General features: G+C 40.8%; 22 protein-coding genes. 5 read left to right on the top strand and 17 right to left on the bottom strand.

All coding sequences use genetic code 11. From position 1 onward, the window contains the following. Positions 1–11: 11 nt before the first annotated feature. Genes ACE1TH_RS05790 through ACE1TH_RS05775 form a run of 4 tightly spaced genes read right to left on the bottom strand, consistent with a single transcriptional unit; the run spans position 12 to position 3,368 of the window. Entirely contained in the window at positions 12–1,499 is a 1,488-nt protein-coding gene (locus ACE1TH_RS05790) for a PH domain-containing protein (protein ID WP_255225298.1), read from the bottom strand. Continuing rightward, on the bottom strand, positions 1,492–1,974 hold the full coding sequence (locus ACE1TH_RS05785) for a PH domain-containing protein (protein ID WP_255225299.1): 483 nt from the start codon (positions 1,972–1,974) through the stop codon (positions 1,492–1,494). The genes ACE1TH_RS05790 and ACE1TH_RS05785 overlap by 8 nt, the downstream gene beginning before the upstream one ends. 49 nt (positions 1,975–2,023) lie before the next feature. Next, entirely contained in the window at positions 2,024–2,239 is a 216-nt protein-coding gene (locus tag ACE1TH_RS05780) for a hypothetical protein (protein WP_255225300.1), read from the bottom strand. Between the two features lie 13 nt (positions 2,240–2,252). Further along, entirely contained in the window at positions 2,253–3,368 is a 1,116-nt protein-coding gene (locus tag ACE1TH_RS05775) for a conserved virulence factor C family protein (protein ID WP_375078500.1), read from the bottom strand. A 143-nt stretch (positions 3,369–3,511) separates the two neighbouring features. Between ACE1TH_RS05775 and ACE1TH_RS05770 the strand changes: the two genes are divergently transcribed. Next, positions 3,512–4,237, top strand: coding sequence for a metallophosphoesterase family protein (locus ACE1TH_RS05770; protein ID WP_099300812.1), 726 nt, complete (start codon positions 3,512–3,514; stop codon positions 4,235–4,237). A gap of 45 nt (positions 4,238–4,282) precedes the next feature. Here ACE1TH_RS05770 and ACE1TH_RS05765 read toward each other — a convergent pair whose 3' ends face one another. The 6 genes from ACE1TH_RS05765 to ilvA are packed head-to-tail and all read right to left on the bottom strand — an operon-like array spanning position 4,283 to position 8,198. Beyond that, positions 4,283–4,690 carry a TlpA disulfide reductase family protein gene (locus ACE1TH_RS05765; protein ID WP_375078499.1) on the bottom strand — a complete coding sequence of 136 codons (408 nt, stop codon included), beginning with the start codon at positions 4,688–4,690 and terminating at the stop codon, positions 4,283–4,285. A 41-nt stretch (positions 4,691–4,731) separates the two neighbouring features. Next, positions 4,732–5,163, bottom strand: coding sequence for a BrxA/BrxB family bacilliredoxin (locus ACE1TH_RS05760; protein ID WP_099300814.1), 432 nt, complete (start codon positions 5,161–5,163; stop codon positions 4,732–4,734). Beyond that, positions 5,147–5,473: a thioredoxin family protein gene (locus tag ACE1TH_RS05755; RefSeq protein ID WP_375078498.1), complete on the bottom strand. Its 327-nt coding sequence runs from the start codon at positions 5,471–5,473 to the stop codon at positions 5,147–5,149. The genes ACE1TH_RS05760 and ACE1TH_RS05755 overlap by 17 nt, the downstream gene beginning before the upstream one ends. Next, the gene (rnz, locus tag ACE1TH_RS05750; RefSeq protein ID WP_375078497.1) at positions 5,466–6,446 is read right to left on the bottom strand and encodes a ribonuclease Z; all 981 of its coding nucleotides are present in this window, start codon (positions 6,444–6,446) and stop codon (positions 5,466–5,468) included. The genes ACE1TH_RS05755 and rnz overlap by 8 nt, the downstream gene beginning before the upstream one ends. Further along, a complete protein-coding gene (locus tag ACE1TH_RS05745) occupies positions 6,409–6,933 on the bottom strand; it encodes a type 1 glutamine amidotransferase domain-containing protein (RefSeq protein WP_255225303.1) in 525 nt (174 codons plus the stop codon). Before ACE1TH_RS05745 ends, rnz begins: the two co-directional genes overlap by 38 nt. A gap of 20 nt (positions 6,934–6,953) precedes the next feature. After that, complete coding sequence (gene ilvA, locus ACE1TH_RS05740; protein ID WP_099300818.1) at positions 6,954–8,198, bottom strand: threonine ammonia-lyase IlvA; 1,245 nt, start codon at positions 8,196–8,198, stop codon at positions 6,954–6,956. Positions 8,199–8,395: 197 nt separating this feature from the next. Here ilvA and ACE1TH_RS05735 point away from each other — a divergent pair, with 197 nt between their 5' ends. Next, the gene (locus ACE1TH_RS05735) at positions 8,396–8,593 is read left to right on the top strand and encodes a hypothetical protein (RefSeq protein WP_099300819.1); all 198 of its coding nucleotides are present in this window, start codon (positions 8,396–8,398) and stop codon (positions 8,591–8,593) included. 89 nt (positions 8,594–8,682) lie between these two features. Here the strand turns inward: ACE1TH_RS05735 and ACE1TH_RS05730 are convergent, their stop codons facing one another. Further along, positions 8,683–9,054, bottom strand: a complete 372-nt coding sequence (locus tag ACE1TH_RS05730) for a DUF1798 family protein (RefSeq protein WP_099300820.1) — start codon at positions 9,052–9,054, stop codon at positions 8,683–8,685. Positions 9,055–9,096: 42 nt separating this feature from the next. After that, positions 9,097–9,615 carry a chromosome-anchoring protein RacA gene (gene racA / locus ACE1TH_RS05725; protein WP_176554234.1) on the bottom strand — a complete coding sequence of 173 codons (519 nt, stop codon included), beginning with the start codon at positions 9,613–9,615 and terminating at the stop codon, positions 9,097–9,099. A gap of 181 nt (positions 9,616–9,796) precedes the next feature. On the opposite strand from racA, the gene ACE1TH_RS05720 reads away from it, so the two are divergent. Next, positions 9,797–9,910, top strand: coding sequence for a spore protein (locus tag ACE1TH_RS05720; protein WP_375078496.1), 114 nt, complete (start codon positions 9,797–9,799; stop codon positions 9,908–9,910). 67 nt (positions 9,911–9,977) lie between these two features. Here ACE1TH_RS05720 and ACE1TH_RS05715 read toward each other — a convergent pair whose 3' ends face one another. Continuing rightward, a complete protein-coding gene (locus ACE1TH_RS05715) occupies positions 9,978–10,889 on the bottom strand; it encodes a DUF2515 family protein (protein ID WP_255225304.1) in 912 nt (303 codons plus the stop codon). 162 nt (positions 10,890–11,051) lie between these two features. Here ACE1TH_RS05715 and recU point away from each other — a divergent pair, with 162 nt between their 5' ends. Then, the gene (gene recU / locus ACE1TH_RS05710; protein ID WP_099300823.1) at positions 11,052–11,645 is read left to right on the top strand and encodes a Holliday junction resolvase RecU; all 594 of its coding nucleotides are present in this window, start codon (positions 11,052–11,054) and stop codon (positions 11,643–11,645) included. Positions 11,646–11,665: 20 nt separating this feature from the next. Beyond that, complete coding sequence (locus ACE1TH_RS05705) at positions 11,666–14,389, top strand: transglycosylase domain-containing protein (protein WP_375078495.1); 2,724 nt, start codon at positions 11,666–11,668, stop codon at positions 14,387–14,389. A gap of 39 nt (positions 14,390–14,428) precedes the next feature. Here ACE1TH_RS05705 and ACE1TH_RS05700 read toward each other — a convergent pair whose 3' ends face one another. Genes ACE1TH_RS05700 through ACE1TH_RS05685 form a run of 4 tightly spaced genes read right to left on the bottom strand, consistent with a single transcriptional unit; the run spans position 14,429 to position 19,850 of the window. Beyond that, a complete protein-coding gene (locus ACE1TH_RS05700; protein WP_375078494.1) occupies positions 14,429–17,977 on the bottom strand; it encodes a dynamin family protein in 3,549 nt (1,182 codons plus the stop codon). Continuing rightward, positions 17,974–18,477, bottom strand: coding sequence for a YpoC family protein (locus tag ACE1TH_RS05695; protein WP_099300826.1), 504 nt, complete (start codon positions 18,475–18,477; stop codon positions 17,974–17,976). The genes ACE1TH_RS05700 and ACE1TH_RS05695 overlap by 4 nt, the downstream gene beginning before the upstream one ends. Continuing rightward, positions 18,470–19,129, bottom strand: coding sequence for an endonuclease III (nth, locus tag ACE1TH_RS05690; RefSeq protein WP_375078493.1), 660 nt, complete (start codon positions 19,127–19,129; stop codon positions 18,470–18,472). The genes ACE1TH_RS05695 and nth overlap by 8 nt, the downstream gene beginning before the upstream one ends. A 10-nt stretch (positions 19,130–19,139) precedes the next feature. Beyond that, a complete protein-coding gene (locus ACE1TH_RS05685) occupies positions 19,140–19,850 on the bottom strand; it encodes a DnaD domain-containing protein (protein WP_375078798.1) in 711 nt (236 codons plus the stop codon). Positions 19,851–19,896 lie beyond the last annotated feature (46 nt).

The following is a 19,896-nucleotide window of genomic DNA, read 5'->3' as shown; positions in this document are numbered from 1 at the left end:
ATCCAACTGGATTACACTTTTTGTATGTCGTCATGTTCGTCTTGATAGGAATACCACCCATAGAGTTGATCGCCTGTCTCTTCACTAATATCTTTAACCGCGAACGATTTCCCTGCCATGCTTGATTGAACATTTAATTCAAACGTGGCCAAGTCTTTCCTTCTTTGCAAGAGCGAAACTTGCTTCGTAGCGGACTGTATTTTTCGTTTGCGAGAGATAATCAATGATTGCCCAATGGTTCGATACCGCATCCATACATATGAACCACCAGCACCAGCACCGGCATCTTTGTATTGCAACCAAGCAAATAAAGCCGCAAGTGCAATGACAAGGAGACCAATAAGTCCGATTAATCCCCAAAGATAAATTGCAACACCTGTTACAATCACTGGAACGATAAGCATGCGAATAAAAAATCGAATTGCCGCACGTTTTGGAGCGGAAGTTAACGGCGTTTCAATCGCATAATCCGGAACAATCGTTGCTAAAAACTGATGTAAGTCACGTTGATGAATCAACGGAACGAGTAACGTTGAACCTTGCTCATTATTATTCCCACCGCCAGCTGATTCAACATAAACCGAAACAAAGCCAAATGGTTGACGAATGACGCTACGAATCACCCGTATCGCTGTGATGCGGCTATATGCAAGCGTAAGTTGACGCTTTTCGAGTAAGCCTCTTTGAATGACTAATTCTTTTTCGTACGTTTCGATTGTGAAATTTCCGTACGTTACGATTGTAATCAAGCTCGATATAAGCCATGAAAGCAAAATAACAGCTATCGCAATAAAAATGAGAAATAAAACACTTAAACTGACTACTGCATCAAATGTGTCTTCATAAAAAGAATCTGGAATAAACTGAGCGGTTTGCGAGAGAAGCGCGGCTACAGCGGAAAGTACAATTCCGACACTACTTGACGTTAATGCAGTATAGATGAGTCGCTTCTTTCCTAAACGCCAAACAGAATCAGGTTCTTGTTCAAGAAACGGCGCCTCTTCCTCTTGTTGTTCTTCGCCGTACGCTATCTCCTCTTCATCGGTTTCATTAGGTTCAGCAGATCGTGCTGGTTCTTTTAATAACAAGGCACGAATATGATTCGCTTCGGTCCGTGTTACCGCGACAAGTTCAGCCTCAGCTTCCATTCCTCCCCCAGCCGTATCAATGTTTACTTTCACTAAGCCAAACATACGTTGCAACAAACCTGCGGAAATATTAATGGCTTGAACGCGTTTTTTTTGAATGTAACGTTTCTTTTTTATGAATACACCTTGTTCAATATACAATTCGCCTTCAACAAGAGAATAGCGGAATTTATACCAGCCTAGCCAGCTAAATCCGACAGAAATAAGGATGAGTGCCGCAAATGCGATAAAAAAGATCCATAAAAGTCCTTGAAAAAAAGCGATAATGGCAAATGGAACCGCAAGTTGAACTAGACCTCGAGCAGCGTTAATAAAGATGGCCGCGGCATGTTGGCGTTTTAACTCATTCATCTTCATGCACCGATGCAAGCGCCGCAATTTGATCCCTCAACGCGTCTGCATCATCAATAAAGAGAGTTGGAATCTGGTGCGTTGTAGCTGCTGTTGTAATGGAGACTGCCGACATTTTGTAGCGTCGTAAAATTGGTCCTTGCTCTGTATCAACATGCTGAACGCGGACCATCGGTACAAGGGTTCTTCTAACAATAATCACACCTTGTTGAATATCGATCTCGTCATCAAACACTTCATAACGAAAACGATACCATTGAATTTTTGGCCAAATTAGAATACGAATCGTTCCATATAAAATAACAAAACCAGCAAAAGCCCAAGTCAGCCAAGCGTAGAACGATTCAAATATGTATAGCTGTACAAAATAATAAACAACTGGAACGAGAGCAAAAAACAAGGTATCAATCGAATTTTGAATGCGCCATACTTGAATAGCTTTTTTCGGTAAGCGTAATTCTGGTTGCTTTCGCATACCATCCCTCCTATAGATAATTGAAAGAATAACGTGTCGTCAAGACACGTTATTCTTCATCCGTTATATGCGTAATCGTAACGCCTTTTTCTTCAAGCCATGTTAACAGCTGCTTATTTTCTTCTTGATCATAAAGCAAGCCGATTGAAGGGACAATCTCCACTTCTTCTAAATGACCTGAAGCAGCGTCATCAATCATTTCAACTAGATCTTCTTTTCCTTCTTTTTCTAACTTTTCTCTAAGAACCGTAATGGTCGGTGTCATGATTGTGCTCCTTTTATTTGTTTCGTGCTTCTGTCATTTGTTTCCAAACAGAACCTTTGGCAGCTTCTCCACCTTGAATTCGTTCTAGCGCCATTTTTATTTGTAGCGCAACTTCAAATTCTGGATCATCTTCTGCTGCTTGCAAAGCTGGAATTGCCTCTTCTGTTCCTACTTCATACAAAAACATAGCCGCACGCCAGCGAACAATTTTGCTTTGATCTTGTAAAGAAGCGACCATCGCGGGGATTCCTTTTTCAGATCCAATATCCGACATGCAGTCTCCTGCAGTTCGACGTACGGTGACAGATGGATCGGTTAAAGCTTGTTCTAGAAGCGGTAGTACGCTTTCTGTTTCGATCATGCCTAAATACATCGTTGCTAAACGACGAACCGATGCTTTTTCATCTTTTAACGCCACCTCTAAAACAGGAATATCTTTTTCTTTCGGATCCATTTGTTCTAATGAAGCATAGCGGTTTTTCCAGTCCGGATCTTGGAGCATCTCTATCGTTACTTCTTTAAAACGAGCCGCAAATGCTTCTGCAGCTTCTTTTTCCCCTTGTGCAAGTTTCACTAAGCTATGAAGGCGACTTTCTGTATAGGCAGCTTCAAGCTCCGCTGTCACTTCATCCGCAACGTGCTCAAGTTCACCATATCGAGGCGCTTGATCAGCCCACTTTCGCTCTAACACTACGTTATCGCCAGGTTGCTCAGCATCGGCAATCGCTTGGACAAATCGATCTGGCAACGCTCTTCTGACCTCACGTTCATCATCGGTTACTTTCACTTGCATCGGAATGTTCTTAAACATTTGTACTTGGACTTGTACTTCACCAAAACCATCTTGAACGATTCCCTCTTGGCTCTGTTCAGATGCTTCTCCGAATAAAGCACGAATTTGCGGAAGGACCACTTTCCAGTCCGCTTTTGGATAGCGATCAACTGCTAAAAAATCTCCTACATGATAAACGGCTTTAATTCCCTCTAGCCCAAGAATCGCTTGGACAAATGAAGGCGCTTGATCTTTGTTTTTTTCGTTATACGTTGTACTTGCGCCTCCATGTGATTCACTTAAATTTAATTTCATCGTATTTGGACTCGGTGTTGGTTCAATCGAACGGATAAACATGATTTTCCTCCTTGAGGCTTTATTCTCAGCTAAATCTTAACATGTCTATTTGCCCTTTACCAGCCGAATGCCTCCTTCTATTCATTCTAGTTCCCTAACTGCTCCTGCATCTGTTACAATACAAGAAAGGAGGCTTCATAACGATGAGATTTGCTTTTTTATCTGATATTCATGGAAACGCTACCGCTTTGGAAGCAGTTTTAAATGATTTGCAAACCCAACAAATTGACGAGATTTACATACTAGGTGACTTATGCTTTCGGGGTCCAGAACCAAAGCGTGTTATCGAACTAATCCAAGGTTCAGGGGCAAAGGTGTTAAAAGGAAATGCGGATGAATGGCTCATTCGTGGGTTTAAAGATGGCGAAATTCCTAAAGAACGTCTTGACCTATTTCAAAAAGAACGAGACTGGACATTAAGCCGTTTAGATCAAGAAGATTTAGACTATCTCAAAAATCTTCCAACGGAATTTGTTATTGATGATGGTCAAGATTTAATTGTTCACGCCTTTCACGCAACACCATCCAGCCTTTTTGATGTTGTGCCATTAGACGATTCTAGCAAGATTGAGAATGAAATCATGATTCGTGATGAAGCGGATATTTATATTTATGGTCACACACATCATCCTTACGTTCGTAGTATTCACGGAAAGAACGTTGTCAATACTGGATCAGTTGGTATGCCGTTTGACGGACATCCCCTTTCCTCTTACATTATTATCGACATTGAAGACGGGAATCACTCCATTCAATTAAAGCGTGTGCCTTATAATCGTGAACATGTTGTTGAAATTTATAAACAAAGTGGCTATCCTAATATTGAAGAAATGGGTGCGGTGATCTACTACGCTGTGCAGCCAAAATAATAAAAGAATAAAGCTTGTCCCTATGAGGGACAAGCTTTATTCTTTTTAAATCACTGTCGCTAACCCTGTCATGATTGTTGAAATAGCTGTGTCTTCGCCGTAGGTTTTCGTAACCTGTCCGCGCCGATCGAGCAATACGGTTGTTGGCACACCTTTGCACCCAAACTGGTCATACACTTTTGTGCCGTCATCTTGTAACACTAGAAAGTTATGATCATGCTGCTTTAACCACTGCTGTAGATCAACATCTCCTTCTCGTCCGGTGACATTAATGGTCACAAAACAAAGTTGATCTTCATCCATCGTCTGGTAAAGAGCGCGCTTATCATGTAAATCGCGATAGGAATCTGGACACCAAGACGTCCAGAATGTAATCATAACCGGGCGATCTTTCGCTTCCTCGTAAAGGGTCCATGTTCGCTTACTTCCTAACTCTTTTAATTCGAAATTCATCTTTACACTCCTAAGAAAAAAACGTTCTTATAAAAGAACGTTTAGCAATGTTCATTATACGCAGTAGCTAAATTACGAATAATGTCTTCTGGCTCTACACCTTCAATTTGTTCACGAGGAATAAAATGAACGACTTCATTTCCTTTAAGCAGTGCCATTGAAGGTGATGACGGCGCGTATTCTGGAAATTTCGCTCGCATTTGAGCCGTCGCTTCACGATCTTGACCTGCGAATACCGTCACAAGTTGATCTGGTGTTCGGTCATGTTGAAGTGAATAAATGGCAGACGGACGAGCAAGCCCAGCTGCACATCCACACACAGAGTTAATAAATACAAGGGTTGTACCTTCTGCGTTCCCCATGTATTGATCGACTTCATCAGCTGTGTTCAACTCCTGAAAACCTGCATCTGTTAATTCTTTTCTCATTGGTAACACAACTTGGCGCATATATTCTTCATAGGCCGTTGACATCTTGTGTTCCCTCCTTTAAAAGTCTCTGTAAATCGACAACAGAATCAAATCGATACGTTCGATTTTGAAGTCTTCCATCTTTATAATAAATCATAGCGGGCACACTTTCAATTTGATTGCTTTGCGCAAATTGAGGTGCAAGCTGAATGTTTAGTTTAGAGATCCCTTCTATCTCTTCTAGCTGTTCAACAATTTGTAGCATTTGCTCGGCTAATTGACACGTCCCGCAAAATGGAGATGAAGCATATACCCAACCTGTCCAGCCTTCCTCTAACTGACTTGCTAGCTGCTCGACCGTTACGTCATTCATGACAAGATAACTCACCTTTCTTAGACAACGTTAACACAAGAAAATCATAGGCAATGAACACCTTTTCAAACGATGATTTTGCTTCCATCACATATTGATTTTCATCTCTGGCGTACCGTGAAGAAATATGAGTAAACACGAGATTACGGACGTTCGCCGCTTTAGCGAGAGTGGCAGTATCTTGAATCGTGGAATGACCAAAATCACTCGCATGTTCTTGTTGATCAGATGCAAATGTCGCTTCATGAATAAGGGCATCCGCATTTTTTGCATAAGAGATCACTGCTTCAGTCGGTGCCGTATCCCCACAGATAACAACCGTCCTACCTGCTGTTGGTGCCTCTACATATTCATTGCCATCTAACCACTCACCGGTTTCAAGCTGAACCGTTTCCCCTTTTTTTATCGCTGCATACAAAGGACCAGGAGACACGCCTTTTTGTTTTAATGCTTCAACATGAAGCCGACCAGGCTGTGCTGCTTCTTCAATTTTAAATCCAAAACTTTGAACAGGATGCTGTAGCATAAATACCGAAACCGTACATGCCCCTATTTGAAACGAACTCGCTTCTTCTAGTTCGATAATATGAAGCTCATATTTCAGCGACGTATTTGTCGTTGCCAATGACATTTGAATATACGTTTTTATCCCAACTGGACCATAAACCGTAAGAGGCGTCCTTCCTCCTTGAAAAGAGCGGCTACTTAACAATCCTGGTAACCCATATAAATGGTCGCCATGGAGATGACTAATAAAAATTGTTGAGATCGCCGGAATACTTAATTTTGAATGAAGAAACTGGTGTTGCGTAGCTTCTCCACAATCAAATAGCCAGACGTCTCCTTTATGTTCCAAAAATCGGAGCGCAAGTGCACTAACATTCCGTTTTTTTGCTGGTACACCTGCTCCTGTTCCTAAAAAGTGAAATTCCATCTTAGCGTGTCGCCAGCCGATCTGCAAATGCTTTTGCATAAGGTGGCAAATCTGGTGGTCGTCTACTCGAAATAATGTGGCCATCCTCGATAACTGCCACATCATGCCATTCTGCACCAGCATTCACCATATCATCTTTTATACCAGGTGTACTCGTTACACGTCGCCCTTGTAAAATATTCGCTGAGATTAACACCCAGCCCGCATGGCAGATTTGTCCGATTGGCTTCTCATCTTTGTCCATCTTCTTTACAATTGTCAACAGATCCTCATAACGTCGAAGTTTATCTGGTGCCCATCCTCCTGGGATAAGAATGCCATCATAGTCATCTGCTTGAACATCCGCAAATGCGTAGTCAGCTTTTGCTGGTACACCGTATTTTCCAATATACGTTTTTCCTTTTTCCAACCCAACGAGGTCAACCGTTGCACCTTCTTCTTGCAAGCGTAGAATTGGATACCAAAGCTCTAAGTCTTCAAATTCTTCGTCAACAGCAGCAAGAATTTTTTTTCCTTCTAATCTCATTTTTTCACCTTTACCTCTCGTTAAATCAACAAGCTAAACAAACTTTGATTTTTGTTTACTTCTTCATAACCGAATCCGAGCTCGTCCATTCGTTGAATTAACCCATCATAATCTTGATTCGATTTCAACTCTATTCCAATTAATACCGGTCCATTTGATTTATTGTTTTTCTTTGTGTATTCAAACCGTGTAATATCATCTTGGGGACCAAGAACGTTTAAAATAAATTCTTTCAACGCACCTGCTCGTTGTGGGAATTGAATAATAAAGTAATGCTGTAATCCTTCATAAACGAGAGAGCGTTCACGAATTTCTTCCATGCGTCCAATGTCATTATTTCCCCCACTTACGACACACACAACCGATTTGCCTTTTATTTGATCTTTATAGAAATCAAGCGCGGCGATTGGCATCGCCCCTGCAGGTTCAGCCACAATGGCATTTTCATTGTAAAGCTTTAAAATGGTTGTACAAATTTTCCCTTCTGGTACTAGCACAATATCATCAAGATATTGTTTGCAGATTTCATAGGTTTTTTCCCCTACTCGCTTTACCGCCGCACCGTCCACAAACTTGTTGATTTCAGGAAGCTCTACGACGCCTCCTTGTTTAAGGGCTTCTTTCATTGAGGCAGCTCCAGCTGGTTCACAGCCAATCATCTTTGTGGCAGGACTTATGCTTTTAATATATGTAGAAATTCCGCTAATCAATCCGCCTCCACCAATAGATGAGAAGATGAAGTCTGGTGTTTCTTCTAAATCATTTAAAATTTCTAATCCGACCGTTCCTTGCCCAGCAATAATATGATCTTGGTTAAAAGGATGAATAAACGCCATATGATGCTCATCGCGGTACCGCATTGCTTCAGCATAGGAATCATCAAAAGTATCGCCAATTAAACGAACGTCAACATAGTTACGGCCAAAAAATTCTACTTGCGCTACTTTTTGTTTAGGCGTTGTTGACGGCATGAAGATCACACCTTTTATTTTAAGCGCTTGACACGAATAAGCGACACCTTGCGCATGATTCCCTGCACTCGCGCATACGACTCCCGCCTTTAGCTCTTCTTTAGATAATGAAGAAATTTGATAATAAGCCCCTCTTATTTTAAATGAGCGAACAACTTGAAGATCTTCTCGCTTTAAATAGACCGTGCAATCATACCGTTCAGATAAGACTTGATCTTTTTGCAATGGCGTGTGAGTAATAATATCTTTTAGCATTTGATTTGCTCGAATAATGTCTTGTAAGTTTGTTGCCATTCTATACGTCCTTTCAGCATGAACATCCACACACATAAAATACTAGTAATAATGAAATAATCTTAACATAGTGTCGTTCAAATAGAAAAGGAATAGTCCGCTTGCACATGGGATTGACATCTTTTATAATAAGATGTGTGAACGTTTGCACGTCCCTTATACATATTTTTCAAACGAACGATAAAGGAGGTCATACAATGTTCAAAAAAAGTTTGTTTGCTCTTATTATGATTGCAGTTCTTTCCATTGCCGTATTTGAACCAAACGCTCTAGCAGCAGCTGCAGAAGCTGGAGATGGCGATAGCCCTGACACATTTTTACGATGGACACTAAATATCCTTTCAGTAGCCACACTTGGATTTTTGTCGTACCTAATCATTTTTGACCGCAGCTAAACCGAACAAAACAACCAGCTAGATAGCTGGTTGTTTTTATTTTCCCGCATAAAAAAAGCGCTGTGTGCGCTTTTTTGTTTTCATCATGATCAATCAGCTTGTGCGATTTTGATTTCTTCCAATACATTTTCCAGTACAAACCGTACTGATTTAAACGTCTCTCTTTGACGCCGCATCCCTGATGATGGATAAAATGACTTAATGGCTACAACATCTAAATTTTCTACCGTTTGCTCCACTTGACTAATGTGAACAAGCTTCGTGTAATGTTGCATCAAGAAAGGTTTTACCTCACTCGCCCATTCCTGTGCAAGAGGCTGAACACGATCAGCAAATGGTTTTACCTTGCCATAGAAGTCTACCTCATACGCTTTATCTTGCTTTACAACATCAATATAAAACGCTTCGGCTTCTTTTGTTAAAGACAATAATGCAGTTGTTAACTGTTTAAGCTTTTCCATTCTCTACACCTCATGTTCGAGTGTAGCAAGGTTAAGGAAATTTTAAAAGCTAAAAAACGACAAGATCGCTTTCCACGTTTTAGTCGGAAATCGTCTTTGGCCTCGCTGAGGTTCTTCAAAGCCCTTTTTTTCTGTTTGATAGCGGTCTTCCATTTGATTCAATCGTTGTTCAAGTCGATCAAGCACATTCACCATATCGTCTAATTCAGAGCGGTGTTTTAATAACTGATAACTCACAACATCATCCGCTTTTGTATTGAGTTTTTGCTCTAACACACTCACTTGATGATACATTTGTTCAAGCTTTGCGTCATATTGCTTTTTTGGAACAGATGGAACGGCCTTTGCTTGCTTCTGTTCAATCGTAACATCCTTTAATTTCTTTCCCTCTTTTAATTGATCTTGTATCTTCTTAAATAAAGGCACGTGTTCATCTGTATATAAAAAATGGCCTTGTTCATTCACTTCGCACGAGATTTTAAAAAATTTTGTCCACCGTTGAATTGTCGTAGGATTCACACCAAGTTCGACTGACATTTCTTTTGTTTTATATTGAGCCATTTTCCGTTCACTCCTCAACATGATTTCGTTGCTATACATGTTCTCTACTCAATTCATTATTCCTACACGGCTGACAAAACTAGTTGCCATTCAACAAAGATTGTAGGAATGCATAGATCTCCCCTTTTTTCGACGGATAAACGGAGCCAAAATGCCTCATACTGTTAAGAAGGGGGTGATTTTGTTGAAAGAGAATAAACAACGACAAAAAGATACAAAGAAAACACCTAAACGTGAAAATACAGTTCCTGGATTAGACAAAAAATTAGGTGGACCAAATCGTCCTGCTGAATAATTTACGAAGATAAGCAAATAGATAACGATTAGCTCCCTCCAAAACCTACTTAAATTGGAGGGATTTTTTATGACTTCGATGTTTTTCTGCCAAACCATTCCAAACATGCAAGTTCTGCTTTAGCCAGCGTCACATTCATTTTTTTTGGTCGATACTCCTTTAATGGTTGAAACAACTTTTCAACTTCGTCTTTGTCATATTGTTCATACCAGTCTACCGCGATTGTTGGCTTGTGAGAAATTCGTGGATACACAACGCGTAACGGTAAACCCTTCTCCGACTTATCATAGTCTTTACGAGAGCCTGTCGGTTCAACTTCTTCCATAAATTGCAGAAAACAATAGTGTAAGTCCGGATCATAAAGCAAATGTGCTAAGTTTACCCCTAGTTGAATTCTTTTTTTAGGTTGCGCAAAATGCTGAACAACTTCTCCGTATCTAACGTGATTCGTCAATGGCCAGTGTGGAAAAAGCACATGACTAAAATGAAGCAACTCTTCCATTTTATATAAAGCTGATTTAAAAAATTGCTGTACTTCAGAGCTTTTAAACAATTGTTGCTCAATCATCATCTGCTCGTTAATGATAAGGGCAATCATTAATCGCCACTCATCCTTTTCTTGTAAAAAGCGTCGCCATTCTTTGTCCATAAAGGTAGACACGCCATACCGGTTGACATTTGACCAATCCCATATCCCTGTCGTTTTATACTGTTGATAGCAAAGCAGTTGCGGGTATGCATCTCGAAAAATTAACCAGTTCGCACGCTCATAAATCCAAGCAATGTTTTGCCGGGTCGTATATGGCAACACCGCCTGGAACGCGGACGTAGTTAAATCTGTTAAATTCCAGCCTGCATTTCGAGAAACAATTCCTGCTAGTCGCGCCCAGCGTATCTCAGGTTGCCGCTTTCCAAACTGCTCGTACGCTTTTGTTCGAGCAATATTATCTACATTTGCCCATAATACTTGCCGGTCCATTTCATGGTTTCCCTCATTTTTTCATTAAATTTTCAACAGATCGCGTGTTCTGTTCCGCTACTTTTTTCCATTGTGTGTTAAACTATATATTGGCTCATCATTTACCTTTCCTCGATTAACTCAAAAACATGCGGACAAATTTATTGGAAAGGTTGTGAGAACATGTCCATTCAGTACCCTAATGGCAAACGCTATCGATCGAATTCGTCATCACGCTCTACCAAAACATCGATCGCGTATGGTGGGAGAGGGATGTCTTTTGAGTCTGATATTGACGAATCAAATACGTATTACTTACTTAAAGAACAAGCGGTCATCCATAAAAAACCGACGCCGATCCAAATTGTAAATGTTGATTATCCCAAGCGTAGCGCGGCGGTCATCAAAGAAGCGTACTTTAAACAAGCATCAACAACAGATTATAATGGTGTATACAAAGGTCACTATATTGATTTCGAAGCAAAGGAAACGAAGAATAAGACATCCTTCCCCTTACAAAACATTCACCAACATCAAGTTGATCACATGCGTAATGTGGTGAAGCAAAACGGGATCTGTTTTCTTTTAATTCGGTTCCAAGATACGAAAGAAGTTTTTTTACTAGATGCCACTGTACTTATTTCTTTTTATGATCATCAAACGGAACGGAAATCGATTAAAAAAGCGGATATTATGACTTATGGACACCATGTTCACACTGGCTATCAGCCATTTATTGATTATTTACGGACAGTTGATGAACTCTATATTAACTAGCACCAAAAGGGGAGAAAAATATGGCAGATGAATATAAATCACGCCAAGAGCGCAAACATGCGCAAACGAGCGATAAAAAACCAAAGAAGCCAAAAAATGGTGGCAGCGGCGGTGGAAAAAAACCTAAAAAACCACTGTTTAAAAAAATTCTGATTACGTTACTTATTCTCTTTGGGGTTGGCTTAATTGGTGGCGGAGTGGCAATCGGTGTAATTGTTGCAAGCGCACCAGATATTGAACGAGAGAAGCTAATGCTTCCGCAATCATTACAAGTACACGACATGGACGATGAGCTTGTGTTTACCTTAACAGGTGGGGAAAATCGAATTAATGCCGACATTAACGATATGCCCGACCATCTCCAAAACGCTTTCCTAGCGATTGAAGATCACCGCTTCCGCGAACATTTTGGCGTAGATGTACGTCGATTAGGTGGTGCTGTTGTCGCCAACTTACGTGAAGGCTTTGGCGCTGAAGGTGGTTCAACCATTACCCAGCAGCTTGTGAAAAACTTATTCTTATCCCAAGATAAACAGCTAACGAGAAAGATTCAAGAAGCGTATCTCGCCATTCAGCTCGAGCGCATGTATTCGAAAGATGAGATTTTAGAAATGTATTTAAATCAAATTAATTTAGGACCTTCTGCTGGCTACGGCGTTCAACTTGCTTCAGAAGCGTATTTTGATAAACCGAACTTAGAAGACTTAACCGTTGCGGATGCTGCTGTGTTGGCTGCGATCCCTCAACGTCCAAGAGATTTTGATCCAGTTCGAAATCCTGAAAACAATGAACAACGTCGTAACATCGTTATTGATCGAATGGAGCGAGAAGATTTCATTACTGCCGAAGAAGCAGAAGAAGCTCGTAATACTGACATTAACGAACAAATTAACTATACAGAAACAGAAGACTCTGGCTGGTACACGTTCTATGATGAAGTGTTAAAAGAGCTTGACGATTTAGGGTTTACAACAGACGAAATTTACCACTCGGGCTTACGTGTATACACGACTCTTGATACAGACGCACAAGATTTAGTTGATTCTGTATTGAAATCTGGTGAATACGAAGGATTGCCGTTCCCAGATAATGAAGACTTCCGCGTTGGCGTAACACTCCTTGATACCGAATCCGGTGCTGTACGTGCGATGGGGAACGGAACAGAAGAAAACGATGCACGGGTAAATAACTACGCGTCCATTCAAACGAACCATGGTTCGGTGATGAAGCCTCTTCTTGGCTATGGTCCTGTTATTGAAAATGAGCAATGGTCAACCGGTCATATTATTGCCGATGAACCGTACAATTACGCGACTGAAAGTGATACACCTGTTCGAAATTTTGATCGTCAATATAAAGGCAATATGCGCATGCGCCAAGCATTAGCAGAATCACGTAATGTACCGGCGGTTAAAGCATTAAATGAAGCCGGACAAGAAAACGCCTATGAATTTTTAGAGCGAATGTTTGAACCTGGTGGCGATCAAGTTGAATCTGGTATATTAGGACCTGCACAAGGTTCGACAAAAGAAATCGCTGGTGCTTATGCAGCATTTGGAAATAACGGTGCTCATACAGAACCGTATACAATCCGAAAAATTGTCTATCCTGATGGACGAGAAATTAACGTCCAGCCAGAAACAGAACAAGTAATGGAAGACTACACTGGTTACATGGTTACCGACATGTTGAAATCGGTCATGACTGATGGAACGGGAACAACGGCTCAAGTACCAAACGTTCCTATAGCCGGTAAAACAGGAACATCAAACTTTTCACCAGCTGATTATGCCAATTTAAATATAGGCGAAAATGCAGGCGCCTACCCAACATCTGCATTTACCGGCTATAGTACGGAATATACGCTATCCACATGGATTGGCTTTACTGACCGACGCGGCGACAATTATTTAACGAGTGAGCACAATCAAATTACCCGTAATTTATTCCGTCACATTATGACAGGGATGCATGAAGGGGTTCAAACGTCTGATTTCACAATGCCTGATTCTGTTGAACGGATTAGCGTTGAGCGTGGAACAGGTCAATTGCCAAGTGCAGGAACACCGAGTAGCGAAATTGTTTCAGAACTCTTTGTGCGCGGATCTGGCCCATCTCAAGTATCGGAAGAATTTGCGCAAGATATTCCAGACCCTAGTGGCCTTGACTATAGCTACAATGAAGAAGCGGAAACCATTACATTCACATGGTCCTATCCTGCTGACGTATTAGATGACGTCGAATTTGAAACGAGTGTTAGCTCTGGTTCTTTAGATGTTTCATCTGATTCCTTGAGTGCCACCGTCTCGAATGTTACGCCTGGAACCTATACATTTAGTGTCAGGGCACGGGCAACAGACGGTACGGATGGCGCAAGCTCTTCAGTTTCTGTAACAGCAACGATTGAAGATGAAGGAGAAGAAGAGGAAGAAGAGATTGAAGAAGAAGAACCAGTAGAAGAAGAACCGGTTGAAGAGGAGCCAGCGGAAGAAGAGCCACAACAAGATGAAGATCCAAGCGGTGGCGATGACAACAATGGTGGCGATACGGGTGATGATTCGAACGATGAAGATTCTACCGATACTGACACATCTCCAGATGAAGGATCTTCGGATCAAGGTGGCAATGGTGAAGACGACTCCGGCAGCCCAGACAATGAGTCAGGAAACTCCGAAGACACCACTCCAGACTCTGGAAATGGAAATGGTTCTGATTCTGAACCTGATGAAACGGATGAAGAATAAGAAATAAAACAGAGAAAAAGCGTAGGGGTTTCGCGAACCCTACGCTTTTTTTTCATGTAGCCAAGCTTTTATAACGTCGATTTCCGCTTGCAAATCCTGTTGAATTGCTTTTGTATTTAACTGCTTTCTCTTTGCACGTTCAAGGGTTATTTGCTGGTCGAGCATTGCTTTACACTCTTTAAATGCATCATTTGTTTCTTGCTTGAGCCATTCCTTACTCTTTCCTTCTTCTTCTCTTAATCCTGAGCGAATTTGTTGGACAAGCTCATCAACCAGCTGTTCTTTCACTTGCTTCACTTGCTGCTGTTCAAAGAACGTTTTTAATGACGAAAATTGATTCACGTGTGAGTGAATAGAAAGCGTACTTGTCAACAAATCAGGTGACAGTTGAGAGGAAAAGCTTTTTCTCATTTTCGGAAATGGAAAACCTGGTATACCTGACTGAAAGCTTTGTTGCCACACCTTTTTCCACTGTTCAAACGAACGCTGTAACTCTAGGGAAAGTCGAATTCTCGTCGCTTTTAGCTCTTGATTTACATAAAACAGACTATCTTCATTCCAAGACAACAGCTGCTGTTCAAGTGCTTCTTTTTGTTTTTTTCTCGAAGAACCTACAATGGTCGCCACATTTACAAATTCAATAAAGCGATCCCGACTAATATATGGCGTTCGTTCACGTAAGTACGCAAATAATTCACTCGCCTCTTGCTCTACTTCCATAAATAACGATGCTGCTTCATCCTTATAAAACGCTTGCTGCGCCTCCATCAGGCTTTCTTCAAACCGAACGAGCTGTGTCGATTTTTCATGATCTGCCATAGTAGCAAAGGACTGCACGTCTTGCAAATAAATTACATACTGCTTAACATGTTCAACAAACTGTGTTCGATTCGCATCTTTAAGAGCGCGTAGCATCGGTCCATATAATTCTTGTTGAAATTGTTGAAAATCAGTTGAAGACTCTTTCATGAGAGCTTCTTTACTAGAAAGCGAAAATAATGCAGGTCGATCAATTCCCGCTTCTTCTAATGAACGGGTCACAAAAGATTCTACCCCTAGCCGCTCTTCTTCGTTTGCAGCTAGATCAATGGCATTTAAAACAAAGTAAAGCTTTTTAGAAGAAACGTGTTGATTCATCTTTCCAAGCTGCTCGATAAACTGTGCATCGGCTCGTGAAAATGAATGGTTGTAATAGGTTACATACAGAATTGCATCTGATGCTTTAACTTGGTCGTACGCAACATTCGTATGTCGTCCATTAATCGAATTTACACCAGGCGTATCGACTAACGTTAATCCTTTTGCAGTCCATTCACATTCATAATAAATCGTTACTCGGGAAATAAAACAAGCAACTTCTTCATGAACAATTTTTTCATTCAACTCATTCATTGATACCATTTCTTCTTGTTCTAACCACGATTCATACTTTTTCATGCTATGTTGCAACGTTTCAATGTATGCGAGTGCTTGTTTTTTTGCTGCTGTCGTCACTCGGTACGTTTGCGTTCGAAACCGTTGAAGCTGTTCAAGAGTCACAGTCGCTTCAAGCAATTGCGAGATTGACGCGAGCTCTCCCCTAAGTTGCTCATAAGACTTATATTGAATATGAACATCACCATGACCGTGAGCATCTGTAGGACGCGTCACAGTCGTCACAGTTGCCGTTGTTGGATGCGGGGACGATGGCAAAACCACTCCGCCTAACAGAGCATTGGCCAGACTTGATTTCCCTGCACTGAAAGCGCCGAATAGCGATAGGGTAAATTGTTCTGTTGTAATGTGTTCAGCTTCCGTTTGAAGTCGCTGGTGCCAATCTTGTGTGACGTCGCTTTTGTTTAACCGCTTTAATTCTGCCTGCAACCGATGAATATCTTCGTCTGAAACGCCTAGCGGACGATCCGCTATATGTTCTTTTTTTGCTACTGATGTTAAGATCGTCTTGCCAACACTTGCTTTTACTTGATTTTTCCACATCGTATCTTCTTCTTCAAAGATAACGTTTTCGTTTATTTTCTGTTTTAATACTTTGGCAAACGCTCCGCGATCATCTCGTTCACTCGCTTCTTTGTCTGCTAAGCGCTTTAATGCTTCTTTTTTGTCTTTTTTCGCCACATAATGGGCCACATAAGGTTCAAGCTCTTTCATTTCTCGGTATTGCGCTTGTGCCTGTTCACTCTGCTGTTGATCATACGCTATTAATTGTTCATTTGCATCATCAAGCGCATCAACTGCGCGCTGTTTTAAATGCCGTTTAATCGCTTCTGTACGATCTTTCGTAAATTGATACACAAAAGAATCTGCAAAAGTTGAGTTTGGGACTCCTTCATCTAAAAAAGCAGGAGAAACAGTAAACGCCACATCATGAACCGCATTTAAAAAACGCTGCTGGTTTGACATCTCAGCAAGTGGAAGCGATTGCAATGTTTGTTTTAAATGGAACACCACTTGTTTATTTATTTGATCATTTAATTCCTCAATAACTTCTGCTTGACGCCGTTGTCGCTCCTGCATAATTTTCCGTTTTGACGATAAAAACCCCATTTTAAAATTCGGGCGCATTGCGTGCAACCAGTGGAGTGTTTTTTCCGTTAGCGTCGAATTAAAAAGCGTTGCTTGCCGAAATAAATCGTCCCATTCCTTCAATATCCGCTGCTGCCGATTAGTTGATCCAGCTTCTGCTTCTTTAAATGCTTCTAAACGTTGCTGATACATGTCCACATCATCCAACTTAAATCCAATCGATTGAATGGTTTCTTCAAGGGAAGCACGCTCTTCTTCCCAATCATCTTCAATTCTGCGCTGGATGGATTTATAAAAACTATATTCAATCTTTTTTTTGCCGGCTTGAACTAAGTCACGCCCGTAGTAAAAAAGCGAAAATAACGCGTCCTTTAAACGATGAAGCTCATTATGAGGAGAGTCTTTAATCGTTGTCATATAAAAACCTTGATACTGGATCGACCAGTTGGCCAACGTTTCAATGATGCTGTCTTTATAGCTTTGAAAAGAGAGTTCCTCTTCATTGTGTTTATCAATTTGATTTACAACAATAAACAAAGGCTTTCCTTCGTCTGATAATTGCTTTAAGAAACCGAGGTTTGTTTCGGACTTTACATGATTATAATCCATCACGTAAAGTAAAATATCTGTTGTAAAAAGCGCTTCAAGCGTCATATTTTGGTGAGTTGGATCCGTTGAATCGACCCCTGGCGTATCAACTAAGCTACCAGCGTGTTTTAAAAATGGAATCGGGGCATAAATATTGAGTTTTTCAACATTGGCGCCATCCATTGCATAACGTTTAATTGCCTCCCAATCGATTTCACCACGAAATGATTTTTCTGAACCATCAACATGAACAACGATTACCTCTAAATCCCCGTAAGCGATCGTGATCTGATTTGCACTCGTCGGAATTGGGCTAGTAGGTAAAATGGAAACACCTGTTAGATGATTAATAAGCGATGATTTCCCAGCAGAAAAATGGCCACTTAACGCAATCGATAATGTTTGTTTTTCTTGAATTCGATGCCATTGCTTGATTTCATATTCCGTTAAATCCAGCTGCTCTTTCGTATTATTCACAGTTGACTTCCTCTCTTTAACAGATTGACTCGTTCATTCAATTTTTTAAGGTCATCCATAAAGGAACATAATTGAACGAATGCTCGATCATTTTGATGAGATAAAATAAAAACCAATCGATCTTGCGTATTCAAAGGCGTGTAAGCAAATGAAGATATGGCTTGCTTCAGGTTTATTAAATCAACATTTTGACCGTTTAGCCAAAATAGTGCCTGCACCATCATCGCTTTCATGACATTTTGTTCATGCGCAATTTCTTTTGCTTTGCCTTCTTTAAAGTAAACCTTATACGTAGCTTGATTACTCTCAAACGAGTCGACCAAAATGCGAATCGCTTCCGTCGCACCAGTCTGCCAAGGTTTCGTTAACATCGTAATGTCTTCAGAGAATGGATGCGCCCACTGACGCTCCAAAAATGTATGAGACGGATGAATAGATATGTGCGCACCCTTTTTATAAAACGGCTGGACACAGAAAGACGGAGGAACGATTTTATCCATGTTCCTCCACCCCTTTCAACCGTTTCTTTCCTTCTCGACACATAAACGCTAGTGGACATTGTTGACATTGTGGGTTTTGCGCCTTGCAATGATAGCGCCCAAAAAATATCATTCGATGATGAGCATCGGACCAATCCTGTTTATAAATTTTTTTCTCAAGCGTTTCTTCCACTTGTTTAACCGAATCTTTCCAACGACAAATGCCTAAGCGCTTAGAGACGCGCTCAACATGTGTATCAACAGCAATTGCAGGTATATCAAAAGCAACACTTGTCACGACGTTTGCTGTTTTTCGACCTACTCCAGCAAGTGCCTCTAACGCTTCTCTTGCAGCAGGCACTTCGCCACCATGGTCGTCAATGAGCGATTGCGCCATTTTTTTAATGTTTTTTGCTTTATTTCGATACAACCCAATAGAGCGAATATCCGTTTGCAATTCTTCTAAATCAACAGCGACATAATCTTCTGGTGTCTTATATTTAGCAAACAAAGCCGGCGTGACACGGTTCACAAGTGCGTCTGTGCATTGCGCAGACAACATTACCGCGACAAGCAGTTCAAATGGATTTTCATGAACCAATTCACATTCAGCTTCCGGAAACATCTCTCCCATTTGATCAACCGCATATTGGGTATCTTTTTTTGATAACATCTTCTGCTCCTTACAAATTTTCTAACCAATTAAATCCAGGAATGTTCTCGGATTGTGTTGGTGCTTGTCTGCGCTCTTTTTCTTTCGTTGGAATCGGTGTTTTTTTTCTGAACCGCTCACTATGGGCATGCGCTTGCTCTACGGTTTTAATTCCATTCCGTTGCCATTCAAATAAAATACGGTCAATATAACGGAAATTTAATTTACCTGAAATGACTGCTTCTTTTAAGGCAGCTTGAATGAGTGCTATTGTATGTGTATCTTGATCAATCCACATGGAAATGGTCTCAACTTCAATAGGAGATAAAGGGCGCGCAAATTCTTGTTCAAACTGTTGAAAAAGTTGACCTTCCTGTTCAGCTGCTTTGTTTCCATGTTTTTCGCTTTCCTTTGTTTCCAAATGCTGAATGAGCAACATCCAAAGTGGTTCAAGCGAACAGTATTCATACATCATATTCGTTTCTTCATCGCGACTATTTTTTATAAGTAAAAGTCGTTTTCGTACAAGCTGTCCAATTTTTTCGGCACAGTCTTCTACCGAAAGCGTCATTTGTTCACTTAACGTTTGTGGAGTGGGAAATGAATCACCACTATCAATTAAGCGTTGAATTTGTATTAAAAGAACGAGCTCTGTCTCGTTAATGTTCAATTTTGTATAATGCTCTAAAAGAAGATGAGGCACAGTTACTTGTTTTTGCTGAACCCATTTCAATGCTACCATTTCATTCACAGTTACCACCTCTAACTTCCTAAGTATAACACGTTTT

Source organism: Shouchella sp. JSM 1781072, assembly GCF_041949915.1.
In the GTDB taxonomy this organism is placed as follows: domain Bacteria; phylum Bacillota; class Bacilli; order Bacillales; family Bacillaceae_D; genus Shouchella.
This window is presented reverse-complemented; position numbering and strand designations above follow the sequence as displayed.